Here is a 25,790-nt window from a genome sequence, read left to right as displayed (position 1 = left end):
CGATGACGACCAGGAGGATCAGCCCCACCAGGGCGCCCGTGATCACCAGGCGTCGGTAGCGGGGGTTCACCCTGCCAGTCTATTCACGCGGCCAGAGCCGGGTCGGACTGCGTCTCCACGACCGCACCGCGCCGCCAGCGCAGCGGACTGGTCGAGGCACCGAACAGGGCCACCGCGAGCAGGATCCCGAGCAACGACATCGCACCGCCGCCGATCAGGGTCCAGCGGGCCCCGAAGGTCGCGCCGACCCAGCCGACGATCGGAGCGCCGAACGGGGTCCCGCCCATCACCACCATCATGTAGAGCGCCATCACCCGGCCGCGCATGGCCGGGTCGACGCTGAGCTGCACGGTCGTGTTCGCTGCGTTGAGCATCGTCAGCAGGCTGAGCCCGAGCAACGGAGTGAGGAGGGCGAAGGTCAGGTAGGTCGGCATCAGGCCGAGGATGATCTCGACCGTGCCGAAGGCCAGTCCGGCGAGGATCACCCAGTGCGGCCGGGGACGGGCCGCGCGACGTGCGCCGAGCAGGGCGGCGGTCAGTGACCCGACCGCGAGGGTGGTGCCGAGCAGCCCGTACTCCCCCGAACCCTTGTCGAAGACCTGGGTGGCCATCAGGGCCGAGGTCATCTGGAAGTTCATCCCGAAGGTGCCGGCGAAGAACGCTGCGAACAGGATCATCATGAGGTCCTGCCGGTTGCGCACGTACCGCACACCCTCGCGGATCATCCGCTTGCCGCGGGGTGCGCGCTCGACCGGGCTGAGCTCGCCGGCCCGCATCAGCCGCAGCGCGCTGATCACCGCCAGGTAGCTGAGGCCGTTGAGTGCGATCACCACGCCGGTGGCGCGGACGCCCGAGCCGAGCAGCGCGATCAGGAAACCGGACAGCGCCGGCCCGACCATCCGGCCGAGGTTGAACGAGGCCGAGTTCAGGCTGACGGCGTTGGCCAGGTCGTCGGCGCCGACCATCTCGCTGACGAAGGACTGGCGTGCCGGTGCGTCGAACGCCGCGCCGGCACCGAAGGAGAACGCCAACGCGAACACCATCCACGGCTCGACCACACCGGTCAGGGCGAGGACCGCCAGCACCAGAGCGGTGGTGCCCATCCAGGCCTGGGTCAGCTGGAGCAGCTGACGCTTGGGCATCCGGTCGGCGACCAGTCCGGCGTACGGCGAGAGCAGCAGGATCGGGAGGAACTGCAGCGCGGTGGTGATGCCGAGCGCGGTGCTCGCCTCGGCCGCGCTGCCGTGGTGCAGGGTCAGCACGAGCCAGTCCTGGGCCACGCGCTGCATCCAGGTGCCCGTGTTGGAGACCACGCCGCCCAGGGCGTACAGGCGGTAGTTACGGATGCGGAGCGCGCGGAACGTGGGACTCACTCAGTCGTCGCCAGCCTTTCGATCAGTGGGGCGACCTGGCGAAGCAGGTCGCGTTCTTCGGGATTCAGGTCCGCGAGCCGGCGGGCGAGCCAGGCGTCGCGACGCTTGCGGTCGGCCAGCAGTGTCTGGCGACCCTTGTCCGACAGGTCCAGCAGGACGAGGCGGCCGTCGTTCTCGGAGGACCGACGCACGACGTACCCGTCAGCAACCAGCGCATTCACGGTCCGGGTCATCGAGGGCGGCTGCACCCGCTCGTGCGCGGCCAGCTCCCCCAGAGTGATCTCGCCGCTGCGACGCAGGACGCCGAGCACGCTGATTTGCGCGACGCTCAGCGGGTTGGCCGGGTCGCGCTCGCTGCGCAGACGCCGGGCCAACCGGACCACGCCGAGCCTCAGCTCGCTGGCCAGGCCGCTGTCCGTGCGCGCGGCGCTCTGAACGGTGGGAGTCATGTCGTGAGCATAACTCATTACCTCTGCTAACTATTCCGGCAGCAGAAGGCCCTCCCCGCGAACGAGGAGGGCCTACGAGGCGATCAGGTCAGCCAGCGCGTGATCGGGTCGATCGCGAAGTAGACGGCGAACAGGCCCGCGATCACCCAGAGCAGGGCGTGGATCTCGCCCACCTTGCCCCGGACGATCTTGATCAGCACGTACGCCAGGAACCCGGCGCCGATGCCCACCGTGATCGAGTACGTGAACGGCATCAGCGCGATCGTGAGGAACGCCGGGATGGCGATCTCCAGGTCGTCGAAGTCGATGCCCTTGATCTGCTGCATCATCAGGAAGCCGACGAGGATCAGGGCCGGTACGGCCGCCTCGCTCGGAATGATGTCGACCAGCGGCGCGGCGAAGATCGACAGCAGGAACAGCAAGCCGGTCACCACCGAGGCCAGACCGGTGCGCGCCCCTTCCCCGACGCCGGAGGCCGACTCGATGTAGGACGTGTTCGACGAAACACCCGCCGCACCACCGGCAGCCGCGGCGATCGAGTCGACGATGAGGATCTTCTGGGTGTTCGGCGGGACGCCGTCCTCGTCCAGGAGGTCGGCCTCCGCGCCGATCGCGGTCATCGTGCCCATCGTGTCGAAGAAGTCCGCGAGCATCAGCGTGAAGATCAGGAGCAGGACGGTGACCACGCCGGCCTTGTCCCACGAGTCGAGCAGGTTGAAGTCGCCGAGGGTGTCGAAGTGCGGCGACTCGAAGAGGTTGCCGAAACCGGGCCACTTCGGAACGTTGAGGTTCCACCCGTCGGGGTTGACCTTGTCCGGCGCGATGAACGACGGGCCGATGTCACCGATCTTCTCGACGACGAGCGCGATCACGGTGGTGGCGACGATCGAGATGAGGATCGCGCCCTTGACCTTCCTGACCCAGAGGGCGATCACGAGCAGCACCCCGACGGCGAAGACAAGCACGGGCCAGCCGGAGAGGTTGCCGTCCTGGCCCAGCTGTACCGGGACCGGACCCGCACCCGTACGACGTACGAAGCCTGCGTCGACGAAACCGATGAGCGCGATGAAGAGGCCGATACCGACGGAGATCGCGATCTTCAGCTCCTTCGGCACCGCGTGGAAAACCGCTTCTCGGAAGCCGGTCAGCACCAGGACCAGGATCAGGACGCCCTCCATCACCACGAGACCCATCGCGTCGGCCCAGGTCATCTCGGAGGCGACCGAGTAGGCCACGAAGGCGTTCAGCCCGAGGCCGGTAGCCAGCGCCAGGGGGAAGTTGGCCACGACACCCATGAGGATCGTGATGACACCCGCGACCAGCGCCGTGGCTGCCGCGACGGCGGCGAGGTTCGGTTTGTCACCCCCGCCGAGGAACTTGCCGTCGACGTCGGCCACCGTTCCGATGATCAGGGGATTCAGCACGATGATGTAGGCCATCGTGAAGAACGTGACGATGCCTCCGCGGACTTCCCGACCTACGGTCGAGCCGCGCTCTGTGATCTTGAAGAAGTTGTCCACGGGCCGCAGCCTTCCAGAGTGAACGGCGATTGAACACGGGGGTGTCCGAGTAATTCACACGGCCGTTACAGTGAGCCCGTGCCCGAGGAACAGCCCGTCGTCCACGAGATCGGCAACCGCACGTACATCGTCGCGGACGTCGACCCGCTCGACGTCGACGGTGTGCGCACGCTCGCGGTCGGGACCATCCTCTGGGCGGTCGCCTTCGTCATGCTGATCCCGTTCTCGGGACGCCTCAAGGCCGACGGCCACCTGTGGTGGTTGTGGACCTGCGTGGCCGGCTTCGGACTCGGCCTCGTCGGCTGGGACTACTGCCGGAGGCGCCGTGCGGCGCGGCAGTCCACCGAAGACCCTGCTTAGAAGTCCTCGAGGTCGCTGCGGCTGACGGTGTCGAACACCGGGTCCGGCAGCGGCGGCGGGAGCTGCTTCTTGCGCAGCTGAGCCTCGGAGTGCGCTCCGCACCCGTGCTTGTGCGCGACGACGCGACCGTCGTCGTTGGCGAACTCGTTCGCGCAGACCCCGAACCCGCGCGAGAGCGGTCCGGCCAGCTGGACCAGGAACCCGCAGGAGTAGCACTGTGCCGGCGCCGACTGGGCGAGCGGAACGTCCGGCCCCTGCTCGCCGTCGTACCAGCGCTGCGCGGCGCTGTCGCGACCCTCAATCGAGAGCACCCGGGCCCGGCCGAGGCCGAGCTCGTCGGCGACGGCCTTGATCCCGGCGCGCTCCGCGGCAGCGTCCTTGGCCTCCGCGGGCGTCCAGTCCCCCGGGTCCCCGGTCAGGTACGTCGGAGCGAGGCGCGGGTCGTCCTCGTCGGCCGGGAGCAGGTCGCCGGGCGAGAGGTCGCCGGGCTTGATCCGCTCGCGCCACGGGATCCACGCCGGCGCGGTGATCGCGTCGTCACCCGGGAGCAGCACGACCTCGTCGATCGTGGGCGCGTCCTGGCCCTCGGGTTGGGCGACGGTGACGGCCCAGCGCCAGCCGGGATAGCCGGGCTGGGTGCAGCCGAAGTAGTGGGTGAACACGCCGCTGTCCTCGGCCACGCTCTGGTCGTGGTCGCCGACGAAAGCCTCCCCGACCTGCTCGAGCAGGGCGGTCCGGGCGGCGGCGACTGCGGCGCCGGCGAGTTCCTCGGTGGTGATCACCGGAGGATTCTCCCCCATCTCCCCGTCCGATGTCTCCCCGACCCCGCATTGTCAGGCAGGTCTTGGCAGGATGGGGACCATGGAGTCGGAGCCGGAGGTCAGCGACGCTGGCGGGGAGCGGCGCGGGGACCGGGTGGCTGACGCTGCCGGCCGCGGTGTCACCGCGGGTACGCGCGGCGTGCTCGCAGCCGGACGCGGAGCCGGGCGCGGAGCAGCCGCGGCCGTCCGGCTGGCCCGACGAGCAGCGCGCGCCGAGGGCGCCGGGGACTCCGGGCTCTCCCGCCTGATCGAGCTGCACTCCTTCAACGCGGCCGGCGACGCGGCGGTGGCGATCTCGCTGGCGGGCACGATCTTCTTCGCCGACCCGGGCGGGGCCAAGGGGCCGGTGCTGCTGTTCCTGGTCCTGACGATGGTGCCGTTCTCGGTGCTCGCTCCCCTGCTGGGACCGTTCCTCGACCGGTTCAGCCACGGCCGGCGGTGGGCGATCGGCTTCACCATGACGTTCCGCGCCTTCATGTGCTGGATGATGGCCGACGCGGTCTCCTCGGACTCCAACGCGCTCTACCCGACAGCGCTCGGCTGCCTGATCGCCTCGAAGGCCTACGCGATCGCCAGGCCCGCGACGGTCCCGCGCCTCAAGCCCCCTGAGCTCACCCTCGTCAAGGCCAACAGCCGGATCTCGTTGGCCGGCGTGATCGGCGGCGCGGTCTCCGCGCCGATGGCCGGCCTGGCCGCGACCGCCGGTGCCCAGTGGTCGCTGCGGGTACGCGTTCGTCGTGTTCGTCGGCGCCACCATCCTGGCCATCCTGCTGCCCGCCGAGGCCGACGCCAGCGCCGGCGAGCAGCCGGTCGGGCGTCGGGCCAAGTTCCGCCTGCCGTCCTCGATCGTCTTCGCGCTGCGGTGCAACGTCGGCCTGCGCTTCCTGTCCGGCTTCCTGACGATCTTCTTCGCCTTCGTGCTCACCCAGCACCCGTTCGAGAACTGGAACCACAGCACCACCTGGTTGCTCGGTCTGGTGATCGGCGCGGCCAGCCTCGGCAACATCATCGGGCTCGGGCTGTCCTCGGTGCTGCGCCGCCTGAACCCGGCCGTGGTCGTGGTGGCCGGCCTGATCGCGGACGTCGCGGCCACGGTCTGCGCCGCCCTGTTCTACAGCCTCGCGGTGGCGGTCGCCTTCGGCCTGACCATCGGTATCGCCGCCGCGATGGGCAAGCTCGCGCTCGACGCGACCATCCAGCGCGACGTCCCGGAGAACTACCGGACGTCGGCGTTCGCGCGCTCGGAGACGGTGCTGCAGCTGTCCTGGGTCTTCGGCGGCATCGCCGGGGTGGCGCTGCCCTCGGACCACCCCGTCGTCGGGTTGATCGTGCTGGCCGCACTGATCATCAGCTGGACCTTGTTCGTCCTGGCGAACCGGCGGCCGACCCGGGCGCACCCGTCCCCGGCGGTCGACCAGGTCTGAACCGAACTGGTCAGCGACGGCGCAGTGCCGCGGCGACGCCGCCGGCGATCCCGGCGACCAGGATGACCACTGCAGGGATGACGAGCTGCTTGGCCGAGAGCCAGGTGTTGTTGCCGAGCAGCGTCCAGAGGTCCTGACGGTTCGCGTCGACGGCAGCCTCGGCAGCTCGTCCGGCCCCGGCGACGAGCCCCACCAGCAGACCGATGCCCACGGATCGGCGGGCGCGCAGCAGGATCAGGTCGGCCAGGACGAACCCGCCGAGGGTGAAGACGATCGTCCAGTTGAGCTCGGTGTCGAAGTTCCCGAACAGGACGTAGGGGAGCTCGGCGAGCAGTGCGACGAAGAACCCCGTCGCCGGGATCCGCGACCACGCTGCCGCCAGCGCCGCGACGGCGAGGGGCGCGGCGTACGCGAGGACGGCGGCGAGGTTGCGCAGGGTGTACTCGCAGCAGGTGCCTCCGTTCAGCCAGGTCTGGATCCGGTCGATGTCGGCGTGCACCAGGTAGGCGAGCGCGAACGCCACCGCACCTCCCAGCAGCGTGAGCACGATGTCGAACGCGCCGAACGGCGGCCGACGGTCCTCCTCGGACCCGTCGCCCTCAAACAGGTCCTCGGGACCCGGCGGCGGCGGTTCGGTCCACACCGGGTTCGGGGGCTCGTACGGGAGCGCGCCCACCCAGGTCGCGTCGTCGGCCGGGAAGGTCTCCTCCTCGGCCGGTTCGTCCGGAGCTGGCGGGGCGTCGTACGCGGCGACCGGCTCGGCATCGGCCACCGGCGGCCAGGCGTCGTACACCGGCAGCTCGGGCTCGGGGTTCGGCGCAGGTTCTGCCTCGGGCTCCGGCTCCCGCTCGCTCTCGGGCTCAGGCTCGGGGTAGGGCTCCGGCTCGGGGGAAGGCTCTGGCTCTGACTCCGGCTCCGGCTCCTCAGCCGGCTCCGGGACCAGGGGCGGGACGTCGGCGAAGATGCTCTCCCGCGAGACCGGCGCGACCTCGACGACCCGCGGGGTCACTGCAGGAACCGAGGCCCCCGGGGGCAGCGAGGCACTGCGGGCGAGCCCGCAGGCAGCACAGAAAGCACTGTCGTCCTCGAACGGGGCCCCGCAGCTGACGCAGGAGAGCAGCATCCACGCACCTTTCCTAGGTACGCGAGAGGTTACAGCGCCAGCTCGTCCGCGAGCGCGCGCAAGAGCTTGGCGGTCGGCGCGGCGACCTTGCCGTCGGGGTGCCGGCCGTGCCGGTAGGCCTCCTCGACCCCCTCGAGGAGCTTGATCACGTCCTCGACGATGCTGACCATGTCCTCGGGCTTGCGGCGCTGAGCCTTGCCCTGCGCCTTGGAGACCGACGCCGGCGCGTCGAGCACGCGGACCTGGTGGGCCTGCTCACCCTTGCGGCCGGAGAGGATGCCGAACTCGACGCGGGTTCCCGCCTTGAGGGTCGTGATCCCTTCGGGAAGCGAGGACGACCGGACGTACACGTCGTCCCCGTCCTCGCGCGAGAGGAACCCGAAACCCTTCTCGGCGTCGTACCACTTGACCTTTCCGGTGGGCACCAGCTCGGCCTTTCTCTTGCGTCGAATGCGAAGGCACAGAGTACGTGGCCCCGCGCGGCCGTGGCGACCCGGTTGATCAGGGAGCGGGCGCTCAGGCGTCGCGACGGGTGAACAGCACGAAGGACGCCACCATCACCGCAGCCGAGACGCCCCCGAACACGAGGAAACCACCGAGGGCGCTGAGCGGGTCACCCCAGGTGCCGACCGGGTCGCTGAGCACGTCGACGAGGTGCGCACCGGCGTCGAACGGCCGGAACCGCAGCAGCTCGGTGTTGTCCCGCAGGCCCGGTACCAGCCGGAAGAAGACGAGCAGCAGGTTCTCGATCAGGAACGGCCACAAGAAGATCGAGACCAGGGCGAACGCCTGCGAGCGGGTGACCGAGGTGAACGCCATCGCCAGCCAGGTGAGCACCACCAGGTAGACGAGCTGCTGGCCGATCGCCTCCCAGGTCCGCGAGCTCAGCACGTGCACGTACTCGTGCAGGAAGATCGTGCCGACCACGCCCGAGAGAACCAAGGTCACGACGGCGACGACCGCCACCCAGGCGCCGACCACGAGGAACTTCGCGAGCCACAGGTGGGCCCGCGAGTTCAGCGCGGTCAGCGAGGCGCGGACCATGCCGTGCCGGTACTCGTGGCCCCACGCGAAGATCCCGATGATCGCCAGGACGAAGCAGATGACGCTGGGGATGAGGCCGCTGGCCGCAAGCTGCGTCGTGACGATCGGACCGAGTCCGTCGAGGTCGTCCGCGTTGACCCCGCTGGTGGTGAAGTCGTGGTGGATCCCCCACGAGAACAGCGTCGAGATGCCGACCCCGAGGAACACAGCGAGACCCGAGAGCCACCAGGTCGACCGCAGCGTCCGGATCCGCACCCACTCGTAGGCCAGGGCGTCCCTCATCGAGCACCACCTCCGGGTGCCGTGGGGCGACCGAGCGCCTGGAACTCCTCGGAACCCGCGGTGCGTTCGAGGAACGCCTCCTCCAGCGTCGCGACCCGCGGGCTGAGCTCGTGCAGCCGGATGCCGTGCTCGAACGCCACGTCGCCGACGGTGGCGATCTCGACGCCCGTGACGACCAGGGAGCCGTCCTCGCCCGGAGTGACGGCCGCGCCCGCGGCGACCAGCAGCGGCGCCAGCGTGGATCCGTCGGGCGTCCGGACGATGATCGCGTTCTGCCGCGAGCTGCTGACGAAGTCGGCGATCGGGCCGGTGGCGATGAGGGCTCCTCGACCGATCACGACCAGGTGATCGGCCATCAGGGCCATCTCCGAGAGCAGGTGGCTGGAGACGAAGACGCTGCGTCCCTCGGCAGCGAGACCCTGGAGGAAGACCCGCATCCACTGGATGCCCTGGGGGTCCAGGCCGTTGGCAGGCTCGTCGAGGATCAGCGTGTGCGGGTCGCCGAGCAGCGCGGCAGCGAGTCCGAGCCGCTGGCCCATGCCGAGCGAGAAGCTCTTCGGCTTCGAACGGGCGACCTCGGTCAACCCCACGACGGCCAGCACCTCGTCGACCCGCTTCGCGCTGATCCCGTTCGCGGCCGCGAGCATCCGCAGGTGGTTGCGCGCCGTGCGGGTGGGGTGGAAGGGCTTGGCCTCGAGCAGGGCGCCGACCTGGCGCATCGGCTGCTCGAGGTCGGTGAAGGCCTGTCCGTCGAAACGGGTGCTCCCGGCCCCTCTGTCCAGGCCGAGCATCAGCCGCATCGTCGTGGACTTGCCTGACCCGTTCGGACCGAGGAAACCGGTGACGCTGCCGGGCTCGACGTCGAAGGACAGGTCCACCACCGCCGGCTTCCCGGCGTAGGACTTGGCGAGCCCGCGGGCCGCGATCGTTGCCATGGCACCAGCCTGCCAGTCCTCGGGTTACCGGATCCGAAACCCACCTCCGTAGAATTGGCCGGATGTCTGTCCTGAGCCCAGACGAAGGGTCCTCGTCCGTGGCCCCGCGCACCCTCGCCGACCAGCTCCGCAGCTGGCCCGACGAGCGGATCGCCGCGCTCCTCCAGGCCCGCCCCGACCTGGCCGCGCCCGCGCCGACGGACTCCGCTCAGCTCGCCTCGCGAGCCGTCGTCCGGGTCTCGGTGGCTCGTGCGCTCGACCTGCTCAACCGGCTCCAGGCCGAGACCCTGCTCGCGGTCGTCCAGGTCGGCCCCGCACCGACCAGCGTCATCCAGTCCGTCGTGAACGCGAGCCCTGCGGCGGTTGCAGGAGCGCTCGACCGGCTCGGGGAGCTGGCCCTGATCTGGGGCACCGAGGGAGGCCTGGCGACCCACGACCGTGGTCGCCGACGCCGTCGGCCTCCCACCCGGTCCCACGCCGAGCCAGGTCGTGCAGAGCCTCGGCGAGATCGACGACCGGGCCCGAACGATCCTGGACCACCTGGACGAGACGGAAGCGGCGGGGACCGTGACTGACGCCCGGCGCGTCGTGCGTCCCGCCGACGCGTCCACCCCGACCGAGCACCTGATGTCCCGCGGTCTGCTCCAGGCACGCGACGACCGGCACGTCGTGGTGCCGTGGTCGGTGCGGCTGCACCTGCGAGGCGGGCGATCGACCCGCGAGTCGCTCGACCTCCCGCCCGAGCTCGCGACGAGCACGCGGGACGCGAGCCTGGTGGACCGGGCGGCGGCGGGTGCTGCTTTCGAGTTCACCCGACGCACCGAGATGCTGCTCGAGACGTGGAGCACGAAACCGCCGGCCGGTCTGCGCACCGGCGGACTCGGCGTCCGCGACCTGCGCGCCGTCGCCGACCTGGTGCACGCCGACCTTGCGACCGCGGCGTTGGTGGTGGAGACCGCGGCTGCGGCGAGCCTGCTCGCCGTGGGGATGAACGACGACCTCGACGCCGCGTGGCAACCGACCGATGCCTACGACGTCTGGGCAGCCCAGCCCACCGCCGATCGGTGGCTCGCCCTGGCGCGGGCGTGGACCGAGAACAACCGTCTGGTCTCCGCCATCGGCGGACGCGACGGGGACCGGCCGATCAACGCGCTCTCTCCCGGGCTGGAGCGCGGGTGGCTGGTCGGCGACCGGCACTCCACGCTGGCCGCGCTGCTCGACCTCGCTCCCGGGCATGTGCTCGCTGCCGGGACCGGGACCGGCACCCTGGTCGACCGGCTGCGCTGGAGCTTCCCGCGACGGCCGGAGACGCGCCTCGAGCTGGTCGCCACGATCCTCGACGAGGCCTCGGCGATCGGACTTCTCGGGCTCGGCGGCCTCAGCTCGTTCGGCCGGGCGCTTCTGCAGCGCGAGGACGCCCGTACGCCCCTGGTCGGCCTGCTCCCCGCTCCGGTCGACCACGTCCTCATCCAGGCCGACCTGACCGCGGTCGCGCCCGGACCGTTGGAGCAGGACTTCGCCCGGCGGCTCGGCCTGCTGGCCGACGTGGAGTCCCGGGGCGGTGCCACGACGTACCGGTTCAGCGTGGACTCCGTGCGTCGGGCCTTCGACTCCGGCTGGTCGACGCTGGAGGTGAAGGACTTCCTCGCCGCGTCCTCCCGCACCCCGGTGCCTCAGGCCCTGGACTACCTCGTGGACGACGTCGCTCGCCGGTTCGGCACCCTGCGCCTCGGGGTTGCGGAGTCGTTCCTGCGCAGCGACGACGAGACCGCACTGACCGAGCTGATGCACCACGCCGAGGCCGCCTCGCTGCGGCTGCGTCGGATCGCCCCCACGGTGATCGTCTCCGACGTCCCGCTGCAGGTGCTGCTCCCCCGGCTGCGCGAGCTCGGCGCCGCTCCGGTGGTCGAGGCCGCCGACGGCACCGTCCGGGTCGCGCGCCCCGACGAGCACCGCTCCCGCACCCCACGTCCGGCTCCGTCGGCAGGGCTCTCGGAGGCACGGCTGGCCGCGCGCACGACCGCGGTGATCTCCGCCCTGCGTGCCGGTGACCGAGCAGCCGCGGAACGCCCGGCCCGAGCCGCTGCCAAGTCACCGGCCGACGTGATGTCAGCACTGCGCGAGGCCGCCGAGGCACGTACCGAGGTCTGGATCGGCTACCTGGACAACCACGGCACGTCGGTGGAACGCGTCGTGCGACCGCTCGAGGTCGGCGGCGGCCAGCTCTCGGCGTACGACGAGCGCAACGACGAGGTGCGCTCGTTCGCCATCCACCGGATCAGCGAGGTACGCCGCCGATGACCCGAACCACTCACCAGCACCGGAGGAACGCGTGAACGACGGCCCCCTGATCGTCCAGTCGGACAAGACCGTGCTGCTCGAGGTCGACCACGAGCTCGCCGGCGAGGCCCGCCGCGCGATCGCCCCGTTCGCCGAGCTCGAGCGCTCCCCCGAGCACGTCCACACCTACCGGCTCACCCCGCTGGGACTGTGGAACGCGCGGGCCGCCGGGCACGACGCCGAACAGGTCATCGACGCCCTCCTCAAGTACAGCCGGTACGCCGTCCCGCACGCGCTGCTGGTCGACATCGCCGACACCATGGACCGCTACGGCCGGTTGCGGCTGGAGAAGCACCCGACCCACGGACTCGTCCTGGCCACCACCGACAAGGCTGTCTTCACCGAGGTGATCCGCAGCAAGAAGGTCGCTGGGATGCTGGGCGAGCAGATCGACGACCTGCCCGGCTCCGAGGGAACCATCGCGGTGCACCCGAGCCAGCGTGGCAACCTCAAGCAGGCGCTGCTCAAGCTGGGTTGGCCCGCGGAGGACTTCGCCGGGTACGTCGACGGCGAGGCGCACGCGATCGCACTCACCGAGGACGGGTGGGAGCTCCGCGACTACCAGAAGCAGGCGGCGGAGTCGTTCTGGCACGGGGGCTCGGGAGTCGTCGTGCTGCCCTGCGGGGCCGGCAAGACGATCGTCGGTGCTGCAGCCATGGCGCACGCGCAGGCGACCACGCTGATCCTGGTGACCAACACCGTCAGCGCCCGGCAGTGGAAGTCCGAGCTGCTCAAGCGGACCAGCCTGACCGAGGACGAGATCGGCGAGTACTCGGGAGCGGTCAAGGAGATCAGACCGGTCACGATCGCGACGTACCAGGTGCTCACCCTGCGCCGGAAGGGCGTGTACCCGCACCTCGAGCTGCTCGACGCCCGCGACTGGGGCCTGGTCGTCTACGACGAGGTGCACCTGCTGCCGGCGCCCATCTTCCGGATGACCGCCGACCTCCAGGCGCGTCGCCGGATCGGTCTGACCGCGACGCTGATCCGCGAGGACGGCCGCGAGGGAGACGTCTTCAGCCTGATCGGACCCAAGCGGTTCGACGCACCGTGGAAGGACATCGAGGCGCAGGGCTGGATCGCCCCCGCGGACTGCGTCGAGGTCCGGGTGACGCTACCGGAGGGCGAACGGTTGGCCTACGCCACCGCTGAGCCCGACGAGCGCTACCGGCTGGCGAGCACGACGTTCAGCAAGACCCGGGTCGCCGAACAGCTGGTCGCCCAGCACGAGGGCGAGCAGACCCTGGTGATCGGGCAGTACCTCGACCAGCTCGACGAGCTCGGCGAGCACCTGGGGGCACCGGTCATCAAGGGCGAGACGAGCGTGAAGGAACGCGAGGAGCTGTTCGCCGGGTTCCGCTCCGGCGACATCAACCTGCTGGTGGTCTCGAAGGTCGCCAACTTCTCCGTCGACCTCCCCGAAGCCGCCGTTGCGATCCAGGTCAGCGGGTCGTTCGGCTCACGGCAGGAGGAGGCCCAGCGCCTCGGCCGGCTGCTGCGACCGAAGGCCGACGGCAAGACGGCCCGGTTCTACACCATCGTCTCGCGCGACACGGTCGACGCGGACTTCGCTCAGAACCGGCAGCGGTTCCTCGCCGAGCAGGGGTACGCCTACCGGATCGTGGATGCCGGGGACCTTCCGGCCTGAGGCGGCGTCACGAGCGGTTGACGGGGCGTGCGGGGGCAAGGCGGAGGACGGAGGCGGCCCGGGTTTGGCCGCCGACCGACGACAACGCAGCCAGCGTGCGTGCCGTCAGCCGCACAGTAGCCGTGTCAGGCCGGCAGGTCCCCGTGGACCTGCCGGCTTGAGGCGGCGACGATCCTCAGCCCAGCGAGATCCGCTGGGTGCCGGTGAGCAGCGCACGCAGGCCCGTGGGCACCCCGGTCGAGACCTTGGCGGTCGAGCGTCCTGCGCTCGAGGCCGGCGGCCGCGGGACAGCAGGGCAATTCAGGTCGGAACGGCGACCCGACTGACGCGTCGGCAGCGCACCCGTGGCCAGGTAGCTCGCGATCCGGTTGTCGACGCACGCCACGCCGCTGAGCGAACCCGCGTGGGTGGTGCCACCCACGCCGGCGATCAGCGCAGAGCCCTTGAAGATGTTGCGCAGGTTCAGGGCACCGGAGTACGGCGTGGCCGCATCCTTGGTCTCGCTGATCAGCAGGATCTTCGTGGCCCCGAGACCCGCGCCGGTGATCGGGACCTTGCCTCGCGAGGGGGCACGCCAGGTCAGGCACGGCATGTTGTACCAGGTGTTGTCCCACGCCAGGAACGGTGCCTTCTTGTGCACCCTCCAGGTGTCCTTGACCTGCTTGCCCTTGCTCGGGCGGCGCTGGTCGGTGCACTGGACGCCGAGGTACACGGCGTACCCGTTGTCGTTGTCCGCACCCTGGTTGCCCGAGCGGTACATCGAGTAGAGCGGGTAGCCCTGGCCCTTGCGCACGAGCTTGGAGTACGCCGAGCCGATGCTCGCCCAGTCGTAGACGTAGTAGCCCGCTGAGAGCATCGCGTCGGTGAGCTCGTCGGGGCCGAGCCTGCCGCCGGCCTTCGGGTGCTTGTCGAGCTTCTTGAGCAGCTTGTTGTAGCCGGCCCGGATCTTGCTGCCGTTCTTACCGAGGTGGAAGACCTTGTCGTGCTTGGCCATCCACCGGAAGAAGATGTTGATGTTCTTGTCGAACGCCTTGCTCTGGTCGAAGTTCGAGCCGTACCAGTAGCGCGCCGGGTCGACGACGCCGTCGAGGACGAAGCGGCCGACCTTGGACGGGTAGAGAGTGGCGTAGACGGCGCCGAGGTAGGTGCCGTAGGAGAAGCCGTAGAAGTTGAACTTCTCGACCGCCGGCTTATTCAGCGCCGGTGCTGCGTCGTGCAGCGCCTGGCGCAACGTCTCCATGTCACGCGCGCTGTCGCGGGTGGTCATGAAGGGCAGCAGGTCCTTGGCCGTGCTCTTCGAGCACGCGGTGGCGTAACCCGCCGTCTTCTTGAACCAGTACGCCTTGAGCTTCTTGGTCTTCGGGACGAAGTTCGGCCGGTTGTTGCCGAAGTAGTTCGCGTTGCAGTGCAGCGCCGGCGTGCTGGCTCCCACACCACGCGGGTCGAAGCCGATCCAGTCGTAGCGCTTGGCGGCCGTGCCCGGAACGTACTCGCGGAGCACCGGGTACGGCGTTCCGGCACCACCGGGACCACCCGGGTTCACCACCATGATGCCGGCGTAGGCGCCGGCGAGCGGGTCGGCCGCGAGGCGGGTGATCGCCAGCTTCACGGTCTTGCCGTTGTCCGGGTGGGCGTAGTCCATCGGGACGGTGAGGGTCGAGCACTGCAGGTCACCGCAGTTCTTCCAGGCGGCCACGGTCGGCGTGAACGCCGGGCCCGCCTTCACCTGGTCGGAGGCTGCTGCGACGTTGGTGAGTCCGGCCAACGAACCGACCAGGACAACAGCTGCCAGAGCAGCGACGACACGCTTCACACGAGTTCCTTTCCCGATGTACCCGGATCACGATGTCCCGCCGCAGGCGGGATGTCCACCGGATCGGGAGGATTGTGACCTCCCGACGTCGAACCGAAACGCGGGACCTCAGTCCACGGGGACGCCGAGCGCCCGCTGGTGGGCGTCGTCGAGCAACAGCCTCCAGGACCGTACGGCGCCGGGGTCGACGTACGACTTGGTCCAGGAGCCGTCCGGGCGGACCTCCTGGGACACCGCGAACTGACGTACGCCGGCGCGGACCAACCACGGCACGTGGTCGGGTCGGAGGTCACCCGAGGCCAGCAGCAGCGCGGCCAGGCGCGGCGAAGATCCGACCCGGCCGATGAGCTCGTCGGCACCGAACGCCAGCCCCCGGCTCGATCCGGCCGAGGCGACCGCGTCGAGTCCGGGCAGTCCGACCACGTCGCGCCAGGCACGACGGGGTTCGAACGCGGCATCGAAGGCACGGTGGAAGGTCCACGGAATGCCCGCGAGGTCGTTGGCCAACGCCTGGCAGGACTCCCGGTCGATCTCGTTCTCGCGATCGAGGAACCCGAACGAGACCCCCTCGGCCCCGAGCTCGCGGTACCGGCGCGCGAGTGAGACCAGCTCGGCGTACGGGTTGGACTCGAGGGTCGGCGCGTCCCCGGTCTGCAGCAGCACGCGGACTGGGAGGTCGGTCTCGCGGAGCACTGCGGACACGGCCGCAGGCTCGGGCGAGCGGCCGCCGCGCTCGGGTTCGACCATCAGCAGGAGCCGGTCGGCCTCCCCTGCCGTGGCCGCCTGGGCGTCGCGCGGATGCAGGACCGCGACCTCGAGCAGGGGCGCGGATTCGGAGTGGGGGGACACAATGGCCATCGTGGCATTCGAAGACCCGATCGTGAGCGCACGCGCACTCGTGTTGCACGACCTCGAAGCAACCGGCGTGGCCGACCCCGAGACCGTCTCCCTGCTGGAGGAGTCGGTCGCCCACCGCGCGTGGTGGGTGGAGCAGTGGCCGGGCGGCCACCAGTTCGTCGCAGGGCTGGTCGCCCAGGACGTGCAGGACGGCCTGCTGGAGCGATCAGGACGCTGGCCGCTGTGCCCCGCGTGCGAGGACAGCACCCACGCGCTGCACGTCGACCCCGACCTCGGCGGACCCGACCCGACGTGGGTCTGCGAGGAGGCAGGCATCGTGGTGGCGCCTGTGGGGTCGTTGTAGCAGTTGCTGGCGCGTGAGCGTCAGCGGAGGTGTTCGGGGCGTAGAACAGGTACCCAGAGGGTGTAGCGGTCGGCGCGGTAGATGCTGCGGGTGACCTCGACCGCGACCTCGCGGCAGAACGAGCGCCGAGAGATGTGCAGCACGGGAGCACCGGGCTCGAGCTCGAGCGCCTCGGCCTCGTCCTCCGTGGCGACCGCGGCGACCACGGCGACCACAGAGTCCTCGCCCCAGGTCGGCATCAGGTCGCGGTCGGCGAAGAGGTAGTACAGGCTTGACGGCAGTGCCTCGTCGAGGAACCGCGGGAACGTGTCCAGCGACAGGTACACGTGCTGGATGGCGATCGGCTGGCCGTCAGCCAGTCGCAGCCGCTCCCAGTGCACGATCGGTGAGCCGACCTCGGTCTCCAGCGCACGCGCCAGACCGGGACCGGCGGTCTCGCGGCGGGCGAGCAGTGTCTTGGACTCCGGCACCTTGCCACGGCGCTCCATCTCCTCGGAGAAGGAGGACAGCCGCATCTGCATGTCGATGAGCGGCTTGGTGACGAACGTGCCGCGACCGGGGATCCGCTCGAGGAGGCCCTGGGCGACCAGGCCGTCGAGAGCGTGCCGCACGGTCATCCGGGCGACACCGAACTGCTCGACCAGGTCGCGCTCGGACGGGGCCGGACTGCCGGGCTCGGCGTCGACGATGAGGGAGCGGACGTACTCGCGCACGAGCAGGTGCTTGCGACCACGTTGGGTGGCCGGAATGCCGTGCTCAGCCAAGACGCGCTCCCCTCAAATTCCCTCGCAGAGCCCCCGCTCCGTCGCCACCCTAGCGATGACTAGGCCAGTTGGAAGTTGTTTTGAGAGCATCGGCCGCCATCGGGGCAATCCGGACGCGATTATCCGGATGCATCACGTCGGTTCCCGGTGACAGACTCGAACCCGATGACCTCGCCCACCACCTCCCGCCCCACGATCGCATCGTTCTGGCACGACCTGCCGCGCGAGGGGAAGCTGCTGCTCTCGGTCGTGGCGTTCGAGTTCATCGGCACCGGCCTGGTACTTCCGTTCTGGGTGGTCTACCTGCACGAGATGCGCGGCTACTCCCTCGACGTGGTCGGCATCCTGCTCGCCGTGATGTCCGCTGCCGGGGTCGTCGCCGCTGCACCGACCGGAACCCTCATCGACCGGGCCGGCGCGCGGGTCGCGATGATCCTGGTGCTGGTCTCCGCGATCGTCGGGCAGACGCTGGTCGCGTTCGCCGACGACCTGGTGACGACCACCGTCGCGGTCTCGATCATCGGCGCCGGGTTCGGCATGGGCTGGCCGACCTCGCAGGCCCTGGTGGCCACCGTGGTCCCGTCGCCGATCCGGGCCCGCTACTTCGGCATCAACTTCTCGCTGCTGAACCTCGGCATCGGGATCGGCGGGATCATCGGCGGTTTCGTCGCCGACGTCGACCGGCTGATCACCTTCCAGTGGATGTACCTCGGCGACGCGATGAGCTACCTGCCCAGCCTGTTCCTCATCCTGTTCCCGCTCCGGCACATCGGGAAGCCGGCCGCCTCCCCCGGATCCGGGAGCGGGAACGACGGCGCCAAGGTCAGCTACCTGCAGGTGCTCAAGGCACCGGCGATGGGGACGCTGACCGTGCTCACCTTCGTCTCGGCGTTCGTCGGCTACTCGCAGCTCAACGCGGGGATGCCGGCGTACTCGCGCGCGATCAGCGACGTCTCGACGCGCGGCCTCGGCTTCGCGTTCGCCGCGAACACCCTGGTCATCGTGCTGCTCCAGCTGCTGGTCCTGCAGCGCATCGACGGCAAGCGGCGTACGCGGGTGATCGTCGCGATGTCGGCGCTCTGGGCGACCTCGTGGGGCTTGCTCGGCGCGAGCGGCATCGCCCCGGGCACCGTGTCCGCCACCCTTTTCGTCGCCGCGTGCGCGTCCGTCTTCGCGCTCGGCGAGACCCTGCTGCAACCGACGATGCCGGCGATCGTGAACGACCTCGCACCCGACCACCTGCGCGGGCGCTACAACGCGCTGACGGCCGGTTCGTTCCAGTGCGCCTCGATCCTGGGGCCGGTCGTGGCTGGGTTCCTCATCGACCAGCGGCTGCACCTGGAGTACCTGGGTCTGCTCGTCCTCGGTTGCGGCCTGACGGCGTGGCTCGCAGTCGCCCGGCTGGAACCGCAGCTGGACGACGTCGCCAACGGCACCGTCCCTGCCACCGAGCCGGTGGTCACCGACACGTCCGTCTGATCGAACATGTGTTCGATATCTGGGCTATGCTCGTGCCATGACCCTCGCGTTCCAACCCAGCCTGTTCGGGGAGACGGAGCCCGCGCTCGCCGACCTGGCCGGACTGACGCGCACCCACCTCAGCCACGGTGCCTGGGTGGACGTGCTCCCCGGCTGGCTCGCCGGCGCCGACGAGGTCTTCGAGCGTCTGGTCGAGGCGATCCCGTGGCGCGCCGAGAGCCGCGAGATGTACGACCGAGTTGTCGACGTCCCCCGCCTGGTGCACACCTACGGCATCGGGGACCCGCTGCCCGACCCCGTGCTCACCGAGGCCAGGGACGCCCTCAGCGCCCGGTACGCCGACGAGCTCGGGGAACCGTTCGTGACCGCCGGTTGCTGCTACTACCGCGACGGCCAGGACTCGGTCGCCTGGCACGGCGACAACATCGGTCGCGGCCGCAGTCACGACACCATGGTCGCGATCGTCTCGCTGGGCAGCCCGCGCAAGCTGCTGCTGCGCCCGCGCGGGGGTCCGACCGAGCTCAGCCACGCCCTGGGGCACGGCGACCTGATCGTGATGGGCGGCTCCTGCCAGCGGACCTGGGAGCACGCGGTGCCGAAGACCTCGCGACCGGTCGGTCCGCGGGTGAGCGTTCAGTTCCGGCCGCGCAACGTCTTCTGATCAGACGAAGACGAACGACTCGACCTTCGACATCACCCCGGCGTTGAGGCCCTGCCGGGACACGTAGACCCGGTGCTCGCCACTCTTGGCGTTCGGGAACGGCAGGTGGAAGGTGCCGTTGGCGGCGATCTTGCCCGTGCTGATCGTCGTCCAGACACCGGCGTCCTTGCGCTGCAGGACGACCTTGGCGCCGACGGTGAACGGCTTGCTCAGACTGCCGTCGGCCGAGCCCGGGTTGCCCGAACCAGTGGACTGCATGAGGAAGTCGTTGTTGCTCACTTTGAAGAACGAGGTCTTGCGCAGCGCAGCGACCGTCACGCTCTTCGACCTCGCCTTCTTCAGCCCCTCGAACGCGGTCGCCACGGCGCGGTACTTGTAGTAGCCCGGCGTCGATTTCAACGTCACCTTTCCGGAGTACTTCCCGGCGCTCTTGGCCTTGACGGTGGTGACCGTCTTCCACTTCTTGCCGACCTTCCGCTGGATCTTGACGTTGGCGCCCTGGGGCGTCTTCGTCACCTTGCCGGAGATGGTGATCTTGCTGCCGGCGAGCGCAGCGGTCGGGTTCGCCGCGATCGTGATCGAGCGCGTCGTCGCCGCATTGGCGGACGGAGCCATCAGGAGGGCGCTGAGCACCAGCGCGACCAGGAGCGCGAGGGACGGGTACCGGAGGGGTCGAGACATGGCTGAAGCCTAGGCCGGATCGTGCTGGAGTGCGTCAGTCCTCGGCGAGGACCACGACGCGGTCCTCCGCCGAGATCGTGAAGGTCTCTGCCTTGCCCGGGTTGACGAAGACACCCGACGGGCTCACCTCCGAACCGATCCTGTCGACAGCTCGATACCCGAACGCGGTCTCACCACGGCGCCGGGCAGCCTCGACGATCGTCGCGAAGCTGACCGTGCTGCCAGCCCGCACGTACCAGTCCGCCGGTCGCAGGTAGATCTCGGCACCGTCGGCGTCGAGCAGGTCGATGAAGACCGGCTCGAGGCGACGGTCCTCGGAGAGCTGCGAGAGCATCAGGCTGAGGATCTTGTCGCTCACGATGACGTCGTCCACCGCAGCCACCTCGGCCAGTGCGCGGTTCCGGTCGTCAAGGAGCTCGCTCACGACCGCCGGGCTCTCCGGGCCGTCGCCGACGATGTCCCGCACGTGCAGCAGGGTCACCAGCGTCCGCGCATCGGCCTGCTGGACGTCGAGGTCGTCGGAGTAGCAGAGCACGATGATCTGGTCGAGGTCGGTGGTGACGTACTGGTCGAGGACCGAACGCGCGGTCGTCCGGCCGCGCACGATCGTCGGCGTCAGGTTCGCCAGGTCGGGCAGGACCGGCTCCCCCATCTCGGTGAGGATCGTCAGGGTCGAGCCGGGCTCGGCGTACGCGTCGAGCTCCTGGACGACGGTGTAAGCGCGCTCGTTCCAGCCGAGCAGCAGCGCCTGGCTGGGCTGTTCACCACGGCCCTCGACCGCGGTGATCGCACCCTCGTCGACGGCCGCCGAGCTCGCCGGCGGGGAGTTCAGCGCGGAGTCGTCCGAGGCGACCACGATCAGCGCCTGCTCGCCGATGACCGTGTCCATCGCCGGGTTGAGCACGGCGGTGCCGTCGGCGTCGAGCAGGCCGATGACGGCCACGTTCTCGATGTCGTTGAGCACGTCCCCGTAAGCGCGGGCACCAGCACCGTGCGCGGAGTGGAAGTAGATCTCGTCGCCGTCGAAGTCGAACAGCTCGGTGTAGACCGCGGCGGCTCCGGACTGCCGGGAGGTCTGCACGATCAGTCGGGCGACCGTGCCGCGCTTGTCGACGATGACCGCACGGCCCTTGGCGAGCATCCGTGCCGTCCCGAGGTTCTCGGGGTCCGAGATCTCGGCGACGATCGGTGCGCCGTCCTGGCTGTTGTGCGTCAGCGCCAGCAGGGTCTTGATGACCTCGCTGTCCGGGTCGTCACCACCGGAGCCCAGGACGATGATCGAGCGCGCTGCCTCCGGGCTGCTCAGGGCGAGGTCACCGAGATCGATGGGCGACCCGGACCGGCACACCACGCGGGTTCCCTTGAGGTCGGGAAGCTTCTCCCGGATGTCCTCCTCCATCTCGACCTTGTCCCGGTCGGCGAGGATCACCACCACCGGGCTCTTGGCGCTCTCGTTCGCGACGGCGAGCTCGGCGAGGATCGTGTAGACGGCCTCGGACCAGCCGAGGATCACGGTGTGCCCGCTCTCGATCACCCGGGAGCGGCCACGCTGCAGGTCAGCGATCTTCGCGTCGATCCCGGCAGCGATGATGCCGATGAGCGCGCTGACGATGAAGAGGCCGGCAAGGGTGAGCGCGAGCATCGTCAGCAGGAAGCGCCAGGTGCCGCTGTCCCCGGCGACCGTGCCAGGGTCCAACGCGTGCATGAGTGCCTGGAACAGCTCCCAGAAGAAGCCCTGGTGCTGCGCCCCGGGATCGTCGTCGCGCATGTTGAACAGCGCGACGATCGTGCCGAAGACCAGGATCAGGACGAACGTCGCCGCAGCCAGCCAGGCGACCAGCGCCGGCGTACCGCGGGCCATCGAGTTGTCGAACGCGTAGCGCAGGCGCTCAGCCCCACCGACCTTGGCCGCGGATTGGCGACGCGGGCCGGAGCTGGCCCCGATCGCACCCTTGGTCCGTGCCCGCATCTGACGTCCGGTCTGTCCCATGCGGTGCATCCTCCCGCAGGCGCGCGAGAGGCGTTGCCGGAACGAAAAGAAGCAGGACCCCGGTCGAGACCGGGGTCCTGCCTGTGCCTTGTCAGCGGTGGATCAGAAGTCCATGCCGCCCATGCCGCCGGTCGGGTCGCCCATCGGGGCGGCCTTCTCCGGCTTGTCCGCGACGACCGCCTCGGTGGTGAGGAAGAGCGCGGCGATCGACGCAGCGTTCTGCAGCGCCGAACGGGTGACCTTGGCCGGGTCGATGATGCCGGTGGCGATCATGTCGACGTACTCGCCGTTGGCCGCGTTGAGACCCTGGCCGGCGGGCAGGTTGCGCACCTTCTCCGCCACGACGCCGCCCTCGAGACCAGCGTTGACCGCGATCTGCTTCAGCGGGGCCTCGGACGCGAGCTTCACGATGGCAGCACCGGTCGCCTCGTCGCCCTCGAGCTCCAGCTTGGCGAAAGCCTTGTCGGCAGCCTGCACCAGGGCGACGCCGCCGCCGGCGACGATGCCCTCCTCGACGGCCGCCTTCGCGTTGCGAACGGCGTCCTCGATGCGGTGCTTGCGCTCCTTGAGCTCGACCTCGGTGGCGGCACCGACCTTGATCACCGCAACGCCGCCGGCCAGCTTGGCCAGGCGCTCCTGCAGCTTCTCGCGGTCGTAGTCGGAGTCCGACTTCTCGATCTCGGCCTTGATCTGGTTGACGCGACCCTCGATCTGGGCCTCGTCGCCGGCGCCCTCGACGATGGTGGTCTCGTCCTTGGTGATGACGACCTTGCGCGCGGTACCGAGCAGCTCGATGCCGGTCGACTCGAGCTTGAGGCCCACGTCCTCGGAGATGACCTGACCACCGGTGAGGATGGCGATGTCCTGCATCATGGCCTTGCGGCGGTCACCGAAGCCCGGAGCCTTGACGGCGACGGACTTGAAGGTGCCACGGATCTTGTTCACGACCAGGGTCGAGAGCGCCTCGCCGTCGACGTCCTCGGCGATGATCAGCAGCGGCTTGCCGGACTGCATGACCTTCTCGAGCAGCGGCAGCAGGTCCTTGACGGTCGAGACCTTCTGGTTCGCGATCAGGATGTACGGGTCGTCGAGGACGGCCTCCATGCGCTCCGGGTCGGTCATGAAGTACTGGGAGATGAAGCCCTTGTCGAACCGCATGCCCTCGGTGAGCTCGAGGTCGAGGCCGAACGTGTTCGACTCCTCGACGGTGATCACACCTTCCTTGCCGACCTTGTCCATCGCCTCGGCGATGGCGTCACCGACGGTGGTGTCGGCGGCGGAGATCGACGCGGTAGCCGCGATCTGCTCCTTGGTCTCGACGTCCTTGCTCATCTCGAGCAGAGCGTCGGAGACGGCCTTGACGGCGTTCTCGATGCCGCGCTTCAGCGCCATCGGGTTGGCACCCGCGGCGACGTTGCGCAGACCCTCGCGGACCATCGCCTGGGCGAGCACGGTCGCGGTCGTCGTGCCGTCACCGGCGACGTCGTCGGTCTTCTTGGCAACTTCCTTGACCAGCTCGGCGCCGATCTTCTCGTACGGGTCCTCGAGCTCGATCTCCTTGGCGATGGACACACCATCGTTGGTGATCGTGGGGGCGCCCCACTTCTTCTCGAGCACGACGTTGCGGCCCTTGGGGCCCAGGGTGACCTTGACGGCGTCGGCGAGCGTGTTCATGCCACGCTCCAGACCGCGCCGGGCCTCCTCGTTGAAAGCAATCAGCTTCGGCATAACTCTTGCGATTCCTCACGCAGATGAGTGGGTGGCCGATCGGTCGCCCGCGACGGACGGTCCGGGCTGACCCGCCGGACCCTTCCCGGCGGCGCCTTCGGACCTCGACGTTCTCGGCCCTGGGGTGGTGCTGGTTGTCACTCTCGAAGGGAGAGTGCCAATGTCAATTGTTAGCACTCGACCCCTGAGAGTGCAAACGTTCAGGAGCGGGCCAGCACGCCGGCGACCGCCGCCGCGAACGCCCTACCATTCTCGGGGAGCTCCTCGAGGTACAGACCCGGCTCGGTGACCTCGAGCTCGCTCACCGCGAGGGTCCCGTCGGCGAGCCGGAGCAGGTCCACCCGCGCGTACACCAGAGTGGCGTCGAGGATCTCCTCGGCGGCTCGGACGGTCCGCCGGGCGAGGTCGGAAGCCTCCGCGGTCCGGGGCACCGGTGCCGTGCTGCCGCCGTACTCCTCGTGCACCCGGATCTCCTCGCCGGCCGGCAGCTTGCGCACCATCGAGCGCGGTTCGCCCCCGATGACGTAGACCGAGTACTCCCCCTCGGTGCGGACCGAGGCGACCAGTGGCTGCACGATCCACGGACCGGCCCCGAGTGCGGACTCGTCGAGGCCCTCGGGACCACCGTCGGTCCCGTCGAAGACGACCACGCCGCGGCCTCCGGCACCCACCCGTGGCTTGACCACGGCGGTGTCCCACGCGGCGATCGCCGCGGGCAGGTCCTCCTCCCCGTCGACCGAGATCGTCGGCACGATCGGCACGCCGACAGCGTCCAGCTCGAGGAGGTAGGCCTTGTCGGTGTTCCAGGCGAAGACGTCGGCACCGTTGAGCAGCTTCGGGACCGAACGCGCCCAGTCCAGGAACTCCTCGAGCCGGACGTCGTAGTCCCAGGTCGACCGGACGGCCACCAGCGCCGACTCCCAGTCGACGTCGGGGTCGTCCCAGCGGACCCAGCGCGCCTCGACGCCGCGATCGGCCAGCGCGGTGTCGAGAGCCTCGTACCCGGGCTCACCGTCGGGGAAGGCGGAGCACGTCACCAGCAGCAGGTCGGTCATGGGGTCCAGCCTCTCAGGCAGAGCTCCTCAGAGGTCCAGCCGGTAGACGCGGCAGGCGTTGTCCCGCAGCAGCTTCCGCGGGTCGGCGGAGGGCAGGAGCTCCAGCAGGGTGTCCACCGTCGTCGAGATCGAGATCGTCGGCTTGTCCATCGGGAAGTTCGACGCCCACAGCGTGCGGTCCGCACCGAAGAGCTCCTGAGCACGGGTCACCAGCGGGGCCACCGCGTCGCGGTACCGCGTCGCGCTCACCGGCCCGGTCCAGCCGAGGACCGGCATCCCGAGACCGGAGTGCTTGGCGACCACGTTGGGCAGCGCAGCCAGGGCGGCGATCTCGTCGGACCAGCGCGCGAGCAGGTCGCGCCGGTCAGCCTCGGTCTGTCCGGTCCAGCGTCCGCGCGGCCCGAAGATCCCCACCGGGGTGGCGTAGTGGTCGAGCACGATCGTGGCTTCGGGATACTCCCGGGCCAGGGTGACCACCTCACCGAGCTGGTGCGAGTACACCCAGGCCTCGAAGCTCAGACCGCGCTCGGCGACCGCGGCGAAGCCGGCCAGGAACTCACGGCTGGTGAGCATCCCCTCGTCGGCCCAGGAACGCACCCCGCGGTCCGGGTGGTGCGCGGCCGAGCACCGGATGCCGCGCACCGGCCCCGCAGCGAGGTTGCGGTCCAGGAGCGGCCGGACGTCGGGGTCCCGCGGGTCGGCATGGCACACGATCGCACCGAGACGGGGAAGCCCGTCAGCCCCGAACGGCAGCGTGCCGAGCCAGGTCGTCTCCCCGGCCCCACCGAGGACGCGATGGTCCTTCCACGCCGCCTCGACGTGCACCACCGCCCCGACCGGCAGCTCGCCGGCGTCGGCGGCGTAGTCGGTCGGCAGGTACTCGTTGATCACGTTCACCGGGTCGCCGACGAACTCGCGGTCGCCCCGCGGCAGGAGCGCCTCGATCACCGGCCGCAGCACAGGCAGGCGCCGGACCAGCTTCGCGGGCGTCGAGACGACCCGCGGTGTGGTGAACGGATCCCACTGGTGGATGTGCGGGTCGACGATTCGCAAGCCGTCCGGGAGGGTCGTCATCGCCTCAGCCTTCCAGACGACGACG

25 protein-coding genes are annotated in these 25,790 nt (G+C 69.8%); 8 read left to right on the top strand and 17 right to left on the bottom strand.

The window, feature by feature from the left end; translation table 11 throughout:
- Nucleotides 1-83: 83 nt before the first annotated feature.
- The 3 genes from ABIE44_RS12155 to ABIE44_RS12145 all read right to left on the bottom strand — a co-directional run bounded on the left by ABIE44_RS12155 (nt 84) and on the right by ABIE44_RS12145 (nt 3,342).
- The gene (locus ABIE44_RS12155; protein ID WP_209717476.1) at nt 84-1,373 is read right to left on the bottom strand and encodes an MFS transporter; all 1,290 of its coding nucleotides are present in this window, start codon (nt 1,371-1,373) and stop codon (nt 84-86) included.
- Nucleotides 1,370-1,822 (bottom strand): MarR family winged helix-turn-helix transcriptional regulator, encoded by a 453-nt coding sequence (locus ABIE44_RS12150; RefSeq protein ID WP_354438042.1) that lies wholly within the window; start codon nt 1,820-1,822, stop codon nt 1,370-1,372. Before ABIE44_RS12150 ends, ABIE44_RS12155 begins: the two co-directional genes overlap by 4 nt.
- Nucleotides 1,823-1,905: 83 nt before the next feature.
- Nucleotides 1,906-3,342, bottom strand: coding sequence for an NCS2 family permease (locus ABIE44_RS12145; protein WP_354438041.1), 1,437 nt, complete (start codon nt 3,340-3,342; stop codon nt 1,906-1,908).
- A gap of 78 nt (nt 3,343-3,420) precedes the next feature.
- On the opposite strand from ABIE44_RS12145, the gene ABIE44_RS12140 reads away from it, so the two are divergent.
- The gene (locus ABIE44_RS12140) at nt 3,421-3,702 is read left to right on the top strand and encodes a DUF2530 domain-containing protein (RefSeq protein WP_354438040.1); all 282 of its coding nucleotides are present in this window, start codon (nt 3,421-3,423) and stop codon (nt 3,700-3,702) included.
- On the opposite strand, the gene ABIE44_RS12135 is transcribed toward ABIE44_RS12140, so the two are convergent.
- Both ABIE44_RS12135 and ABIE44_RS12130 read right to left on the bottom strand, forming a co-directional pair.
- On the bottom strand, nt 3,699-4,484 hold the full coding sequence (locus ABIE44_RS12135; RefSeq protein ID WP_354438039.1) for a DUF3027 domain-containing protein: 786 nt from the start codon (nt 4,482-4,484) through the stop codon (nt 3,699-3,701). The two genes, ABIE44_RS12140 and ABIE44_RS12135, sit on opposite strands and share 4 nt — an antisense overlap.
- A gap of 51 nt (nt 4,485-4,535) precedes the next feature.
- On the bottom strand, nt 4,536-5,000 hold the full coding sequence (locus ABIE44_RS12130; protein WP_354438038.1) for a hypothetical protein: 465 nt from the start codon (nt 4,998-5,000) through the stop codon (nt 4,536-4,538).
- A 227-nt stretch (nt 5,001-5,227) separates the two neighbouring features.
- On the opposite strand from ABIE44_RS12130, the gene ABIE44_RS12125 reads away from it, so the two are divergent.
- Nucleotides 5,228-5,947: an MFS transporter gene (locus ABIE44_RS12125; protein WP_354438037.1), complete on the top strand. Its 720-nt coding sequence runs from the start codon at nt 5,228-5,230 to the stop codon at nt 5,945-5,947.
- A gap of 10 nt (nt 5,948-5,957) precedes the next feature.
- Here ABIE44_RS12125 and ABIE44_RS12120 read toward each other — a convergent pair whose 3' ends face one another.
- The 4 genes from ABIE44_RS12120 to ABIE44_RS12105 form a co-directional block, all read right to left on the bottom strand.
- A complete protein-coding gene (locus tag ABIE44_RS12120; protein ID WP_209717488.1) occupies nt 5,958-6,956 on the bottom strand; it encodes a hypothetical protein in 999 nt (332 codons plus the stop codon).
- 143 nt (nt 6,957-7,099) lie between these two features.
- The gene (locus ABIE44_RS12115) at nt 7,100-7,495 is read right to left on the bottom strand and encodes a cold-shock protein (protein ID WP_209717491.1); all 396 of its coding nucleotides are present in this window, start codon (nt 7,493-7,495) and stop codon (nt 7,100-7,102) included.
- 91 nt (nt 7,496-7,586) lie between these two features.
- A complete protein-coding gene (locus tag ABIE44_RS12110; protein WP_209717494.1) occupies nt 7,587-8,396 on the bottom strand; it encodes an ABC transporter permease in 810 nt (269 codons plus the stop codon).
- A complete protein-coding gene (locus ABIE44_RS12105; protein ID WP_209717496.1) occupies nt 8,393-9,331 on the bottom strand; it encodes an ATP-binding cassette domain-containing protein in 939 nt (312 codons plus the stop codon). The genes ABIE44_RS12110 and ABIE44_RS12105 overlap by 4 nt, the downstream gene beginning before the upstream one ends.
- A 98-nt stretch (nt 9,332-9,429) precedes the next feature.
- Here ABIE44_RS12105 and ABIE44_RS12100 point away from each other — a divergent pair, with 98 nt between their 5' ends.
- The 3 genes from ABIE44_RS12100 to ABIE44_RS12090 are packed head-to-tail and all read left to right on the top strand — an operon-like array spanning nt 9,430 to nt 13,319.
- Nucleotides 9,430-9,906 (top strand): hypothetical protein, encoded by a 477-nt coding sequence (locus ABIE44_RS12100; protein WP_354438036.1) that lies wholly within the window; start codon nt 9,430-9,432, stop codon nt 9,904-9,906.
- Nucleotides 9,899-11,632 (top strand): helicase-associated domain-containing protein, encoded by a 1,734-nt coding sequence (locus ABIE44_RS12095; protein ID WP_354438035.1) that lies wholly within the window; start codon nt 9,899-9,901, stop codon nt 11,630-11,632. Before ABIE44_RS12100 ends, ABIE44_RS12095 begins: the two co-directional genes overlap by 8 nt.
- Nucleotides 11,633-11,663: 31 nt before the next feature.
- Complete coding sequence (locus tag ABIE44_RS12090; protein WP_209717501.1) at nt 11,664-13,319, top strand: DNA repair helicase XPB; 1,656 nt, start codon at nt 11,664-11,666, stop codon at nt 13,317-13,319.
- Between the two features lie 175 nt (nt 13,320-13,494).
- Here the strand turns inward: ABIE44_RS12090 and ABIE44_RS12085 are convergent, their stop codons facing one another.
- A complete protein-coding gene (locus tag ABIE44_RS12085) occupies nt 13,495-15,132 on the bottom strand; it encodes an alpha/beta hydrolase (protein WP_209717504.1) in 1,638 nt (545 codons plus the stop codon).
- 108 nt (nt 15,133-15,240) lie between these two features.
- The gene (locus ABIE44_RS12080) at nt 15,241-15,981 is read right to left on the bottom strand and encodes a copper homeostasis protein CutC (RefSeq protein WP_209717507.1); all 741 of its coding nucleotides are present in this window, start codon (nt 15,979-15,981) and stop codon (nt 15,241-15,243) included.
- A 10-nt stretch (nt 15,982-15,991) separates the two neighbouring features.
- Here ABIE44_RS12080 and ABIE44_RS12075 point away from each other — a divergent pair, with 10 nt between their 5' ends.
- On the top strand, nt 15,992-16,333 hold the full coding sequence (locus tag ABIE44_RS12075; protein WP_502912734.1) for a DUF8819 family protein: 342 nt from the start codon (nt 15,992-15,994) through the stop codon (nt 16,331-16,333).
- A 20-nt stretch (nt 16,334-16,353) separates the two neighbouring features.
- Here ABIE44_RS12075 and ABIE44_RS12070 read toward each other — a convergent pair whose 3' ends face one another.
- Nucleotides 16,354-17,097 carry a GntR family transcriptional regulator gene (locus ABIE44_RS12070; protein WP_354438034.1) on the bottom strand — a complete coding sequence of 248 codons (744 nt, stop codon included), beginning with the start codon at nt 17,095-17,097 and terminating at the stop codon, nt 16,354-16,356.
- 165 nt (nt 17,098-17,262) lie between these two features.
- Here ABIE44_RS12070 and ABIE44_RS12065 point away from each other — a divergent pair, with 165 nt between their 5' ends.
- The gene (locus ABIE44_RS12065; RefSeq protein WP_209717513.1) at nt 17,263-18,576 is read left to right on the top strand and encodes an MFS transporter; all 1,314 of its coding nucleotides are present in this window, start codon (nt 17,263-17,265) and stop codon (nt 18,574-18,576) included.
- A 37-nt stretch (nt 18,577-18,613) separates the two neighbouring features.
- The gene (locus ABIE44_RS12060) at nt 18,614-19,237 is read left to right on the top strand and encodes an alpha-ketoglutarate-dependent dioxygenase AlkB (RefSeq protein WP_209717516.1); all 624 of its coding nucleotides are present in this window, start codon (nt 18,614-18,616) and stop codon (nt 19,235-19,237) included.
- Here ABIE44_RS12060 and ABIE44_RS12055 read toward each other — a convergent pair whose 3' ends face one another.
- The 5 genes from ABIE44_RS12055 to ABIE44_RS12035 form a co-directional block, all read right to left on the bottom strand.
- A complete protein-coding gene (locus ABIE44_RS12055; RefSeq protein ID WP_209717519.1) occupies nt 19,238-19,918 on the bottom strand; it encodes a hypothetical protein in 681 nt (226 codons plus the stop codon).
- Nucleotides 19,919-19,952: 34 nt separating this feature from the next.
- The gene (locus tag ABIE44_RS12050) at nt 19,953-21,908 is read right to left on the bottom strand and encodes a CASTOR/POLLUX-related putative ion channel (protein ID WP_209717522.1); all 1,956 of its coding nucleotides are present in this window, start codon (nt 21,906-21,908) and stop codon (nt 19,953-19,955) included.
- Nucleotides 21,909-22,010: 102 nt separating this feature from the next.
- Nucleotides 22,011-23,636: a chaperonin GroEL gene (gene groL, locus ABIE44_RS12045; protein WP_209717525.1), complete on the bottom strand. Its 1,626-nt coding sequence runs from the start codon at nt 23,634-23,636 to the stop codon at nt 22,011-22,013.
- A 200-nt stretch (nt 23,637-23,836) separates the two neighbouring features.
- Nucleotides 23,837-24,691 (bottom strand): ATP-grasp domain-containing protein, encoded by an 855-nt coding sequence (locus tag ABIE44_RS12040; protein ID WP_209717528.1) that lies wholly within the window; start codon nt 24,689-24,691, stop codon nt 23,837-23,839.
- A gap of 27 nt (nt 24,692-24,718) precedes the next feature.
- Nucleotides 24,719-25,765 (bottom strand): amidohydrolase family protein, encoded by a 1,047-nt coding sequence (locus ABIE44_RS12035; protein ID WP_209717530.1) that lies wholly within the window; start codon nt 25,763-25,765, stop codon nt 24,719-24,721.
- Nucleotides 25,766-25,790 lie beyond the last annotated feature (25 nt).

Source organism: Marmoricola sp. OAE513 (assembly GCF_040546585.1).
Classification (GTDB): Bacteria; Actinomycetota; Actinomycetes; order Propionibacteriales; family Nocardioidaceae; genus Marmoricola.
The sequence above is the reverse complement of the archived record's forward strand: the minus strand, read 5'-3'. Positions and strand labels throughout refer to the sequence as shown.

What these genes read in the sequence shown, in the direction of transcription:
- ABIE44_RS12110 (WP_209717494.1), bottom strand. Translation starts at nt 8,396, where the DNA reads ATGAGGGACGCCCTGGCCTACGAGTGGGTGCGGATCCGGACGCTGCGG.
- ABIE44_RS12060 (WP_209717516.1), top strand. Translation starts at nt 18,614, where the DNA reads ATGACCCTCGCGTTCCAACCCAGCCTGTTCGGGGAGACGGAGCCCGCG.
- ABIE44_RS12065 (WP_209717513.1), top strand. Translation starts at nt 17,263, where the DNA reads ATGACCTCGCCCACCACCTCCCGCCCCACGATCGCATCGTTCTGGCAC.
- ABIE44_RS12055 (WP_209717519.1), bottom strand. Translation starts at nt 19,918, where the DNA reads ATGTCTCGACCCCTCCGGTACCCGTCCCTCGCGCTCCTGGTCGCGCTG.
- ABIE44_RS12130 (WP_354438038.1), bottom strand. Translation starts at nt 5,000, where the DNA reads ATGAAGGCGCGGAACGTCATGGTGAAGCCGATCGCCCACCGCCGGCCG.
- ABIE44_RS12050 (WP_209717522.1), bottom strand. Translation starts at nt 21,908, where the DNA reads ATGGGACAGACCGGACGTCAGATGCGGGCACGGACCAAGGGTGCGATC.
- ABIE44_RS12040 (WP_209717528.1), bottom strand. Translation starts at nt 24,691, where the DNA reads ATGACCGACCTGCTGCTGGTGACGTGCTCCGCCTTCCCCGACGGTGAG.
- ABIE44_RS12150 (WP_354438042.1), bottom strand. Translation starts at nt 1,822, where the DNA reads ATGACTCCCACCGTTCAGAGCGCCGCGCGCACGGACAGCGGCCTGGCC.
- groL (WP_209717525.1), bottom strand. Translation starts at nt 23,636, where the DNA reads ATGCCGAAGCTGATTGCTTTCAACGAGGAGGCCCGGCGCGGTCTGGAG.
- ABIE44_RS12105 (WP_209717496.1), bottom strand. Translation starts at nt 9,331, where the DNA reads ATGGCAACGATCGCGGCCCGCGGGCTCGCCAAGTCCTACGCCGGGAAG.
- ABIE44_RS12035 (WP_209717530.1), bottom strand. Translation starts at nt 25,765, where the DNA reads ATGACGACCCTCCCGGACGGCTTGCGAATCGTCGACCCGCACATCCAC.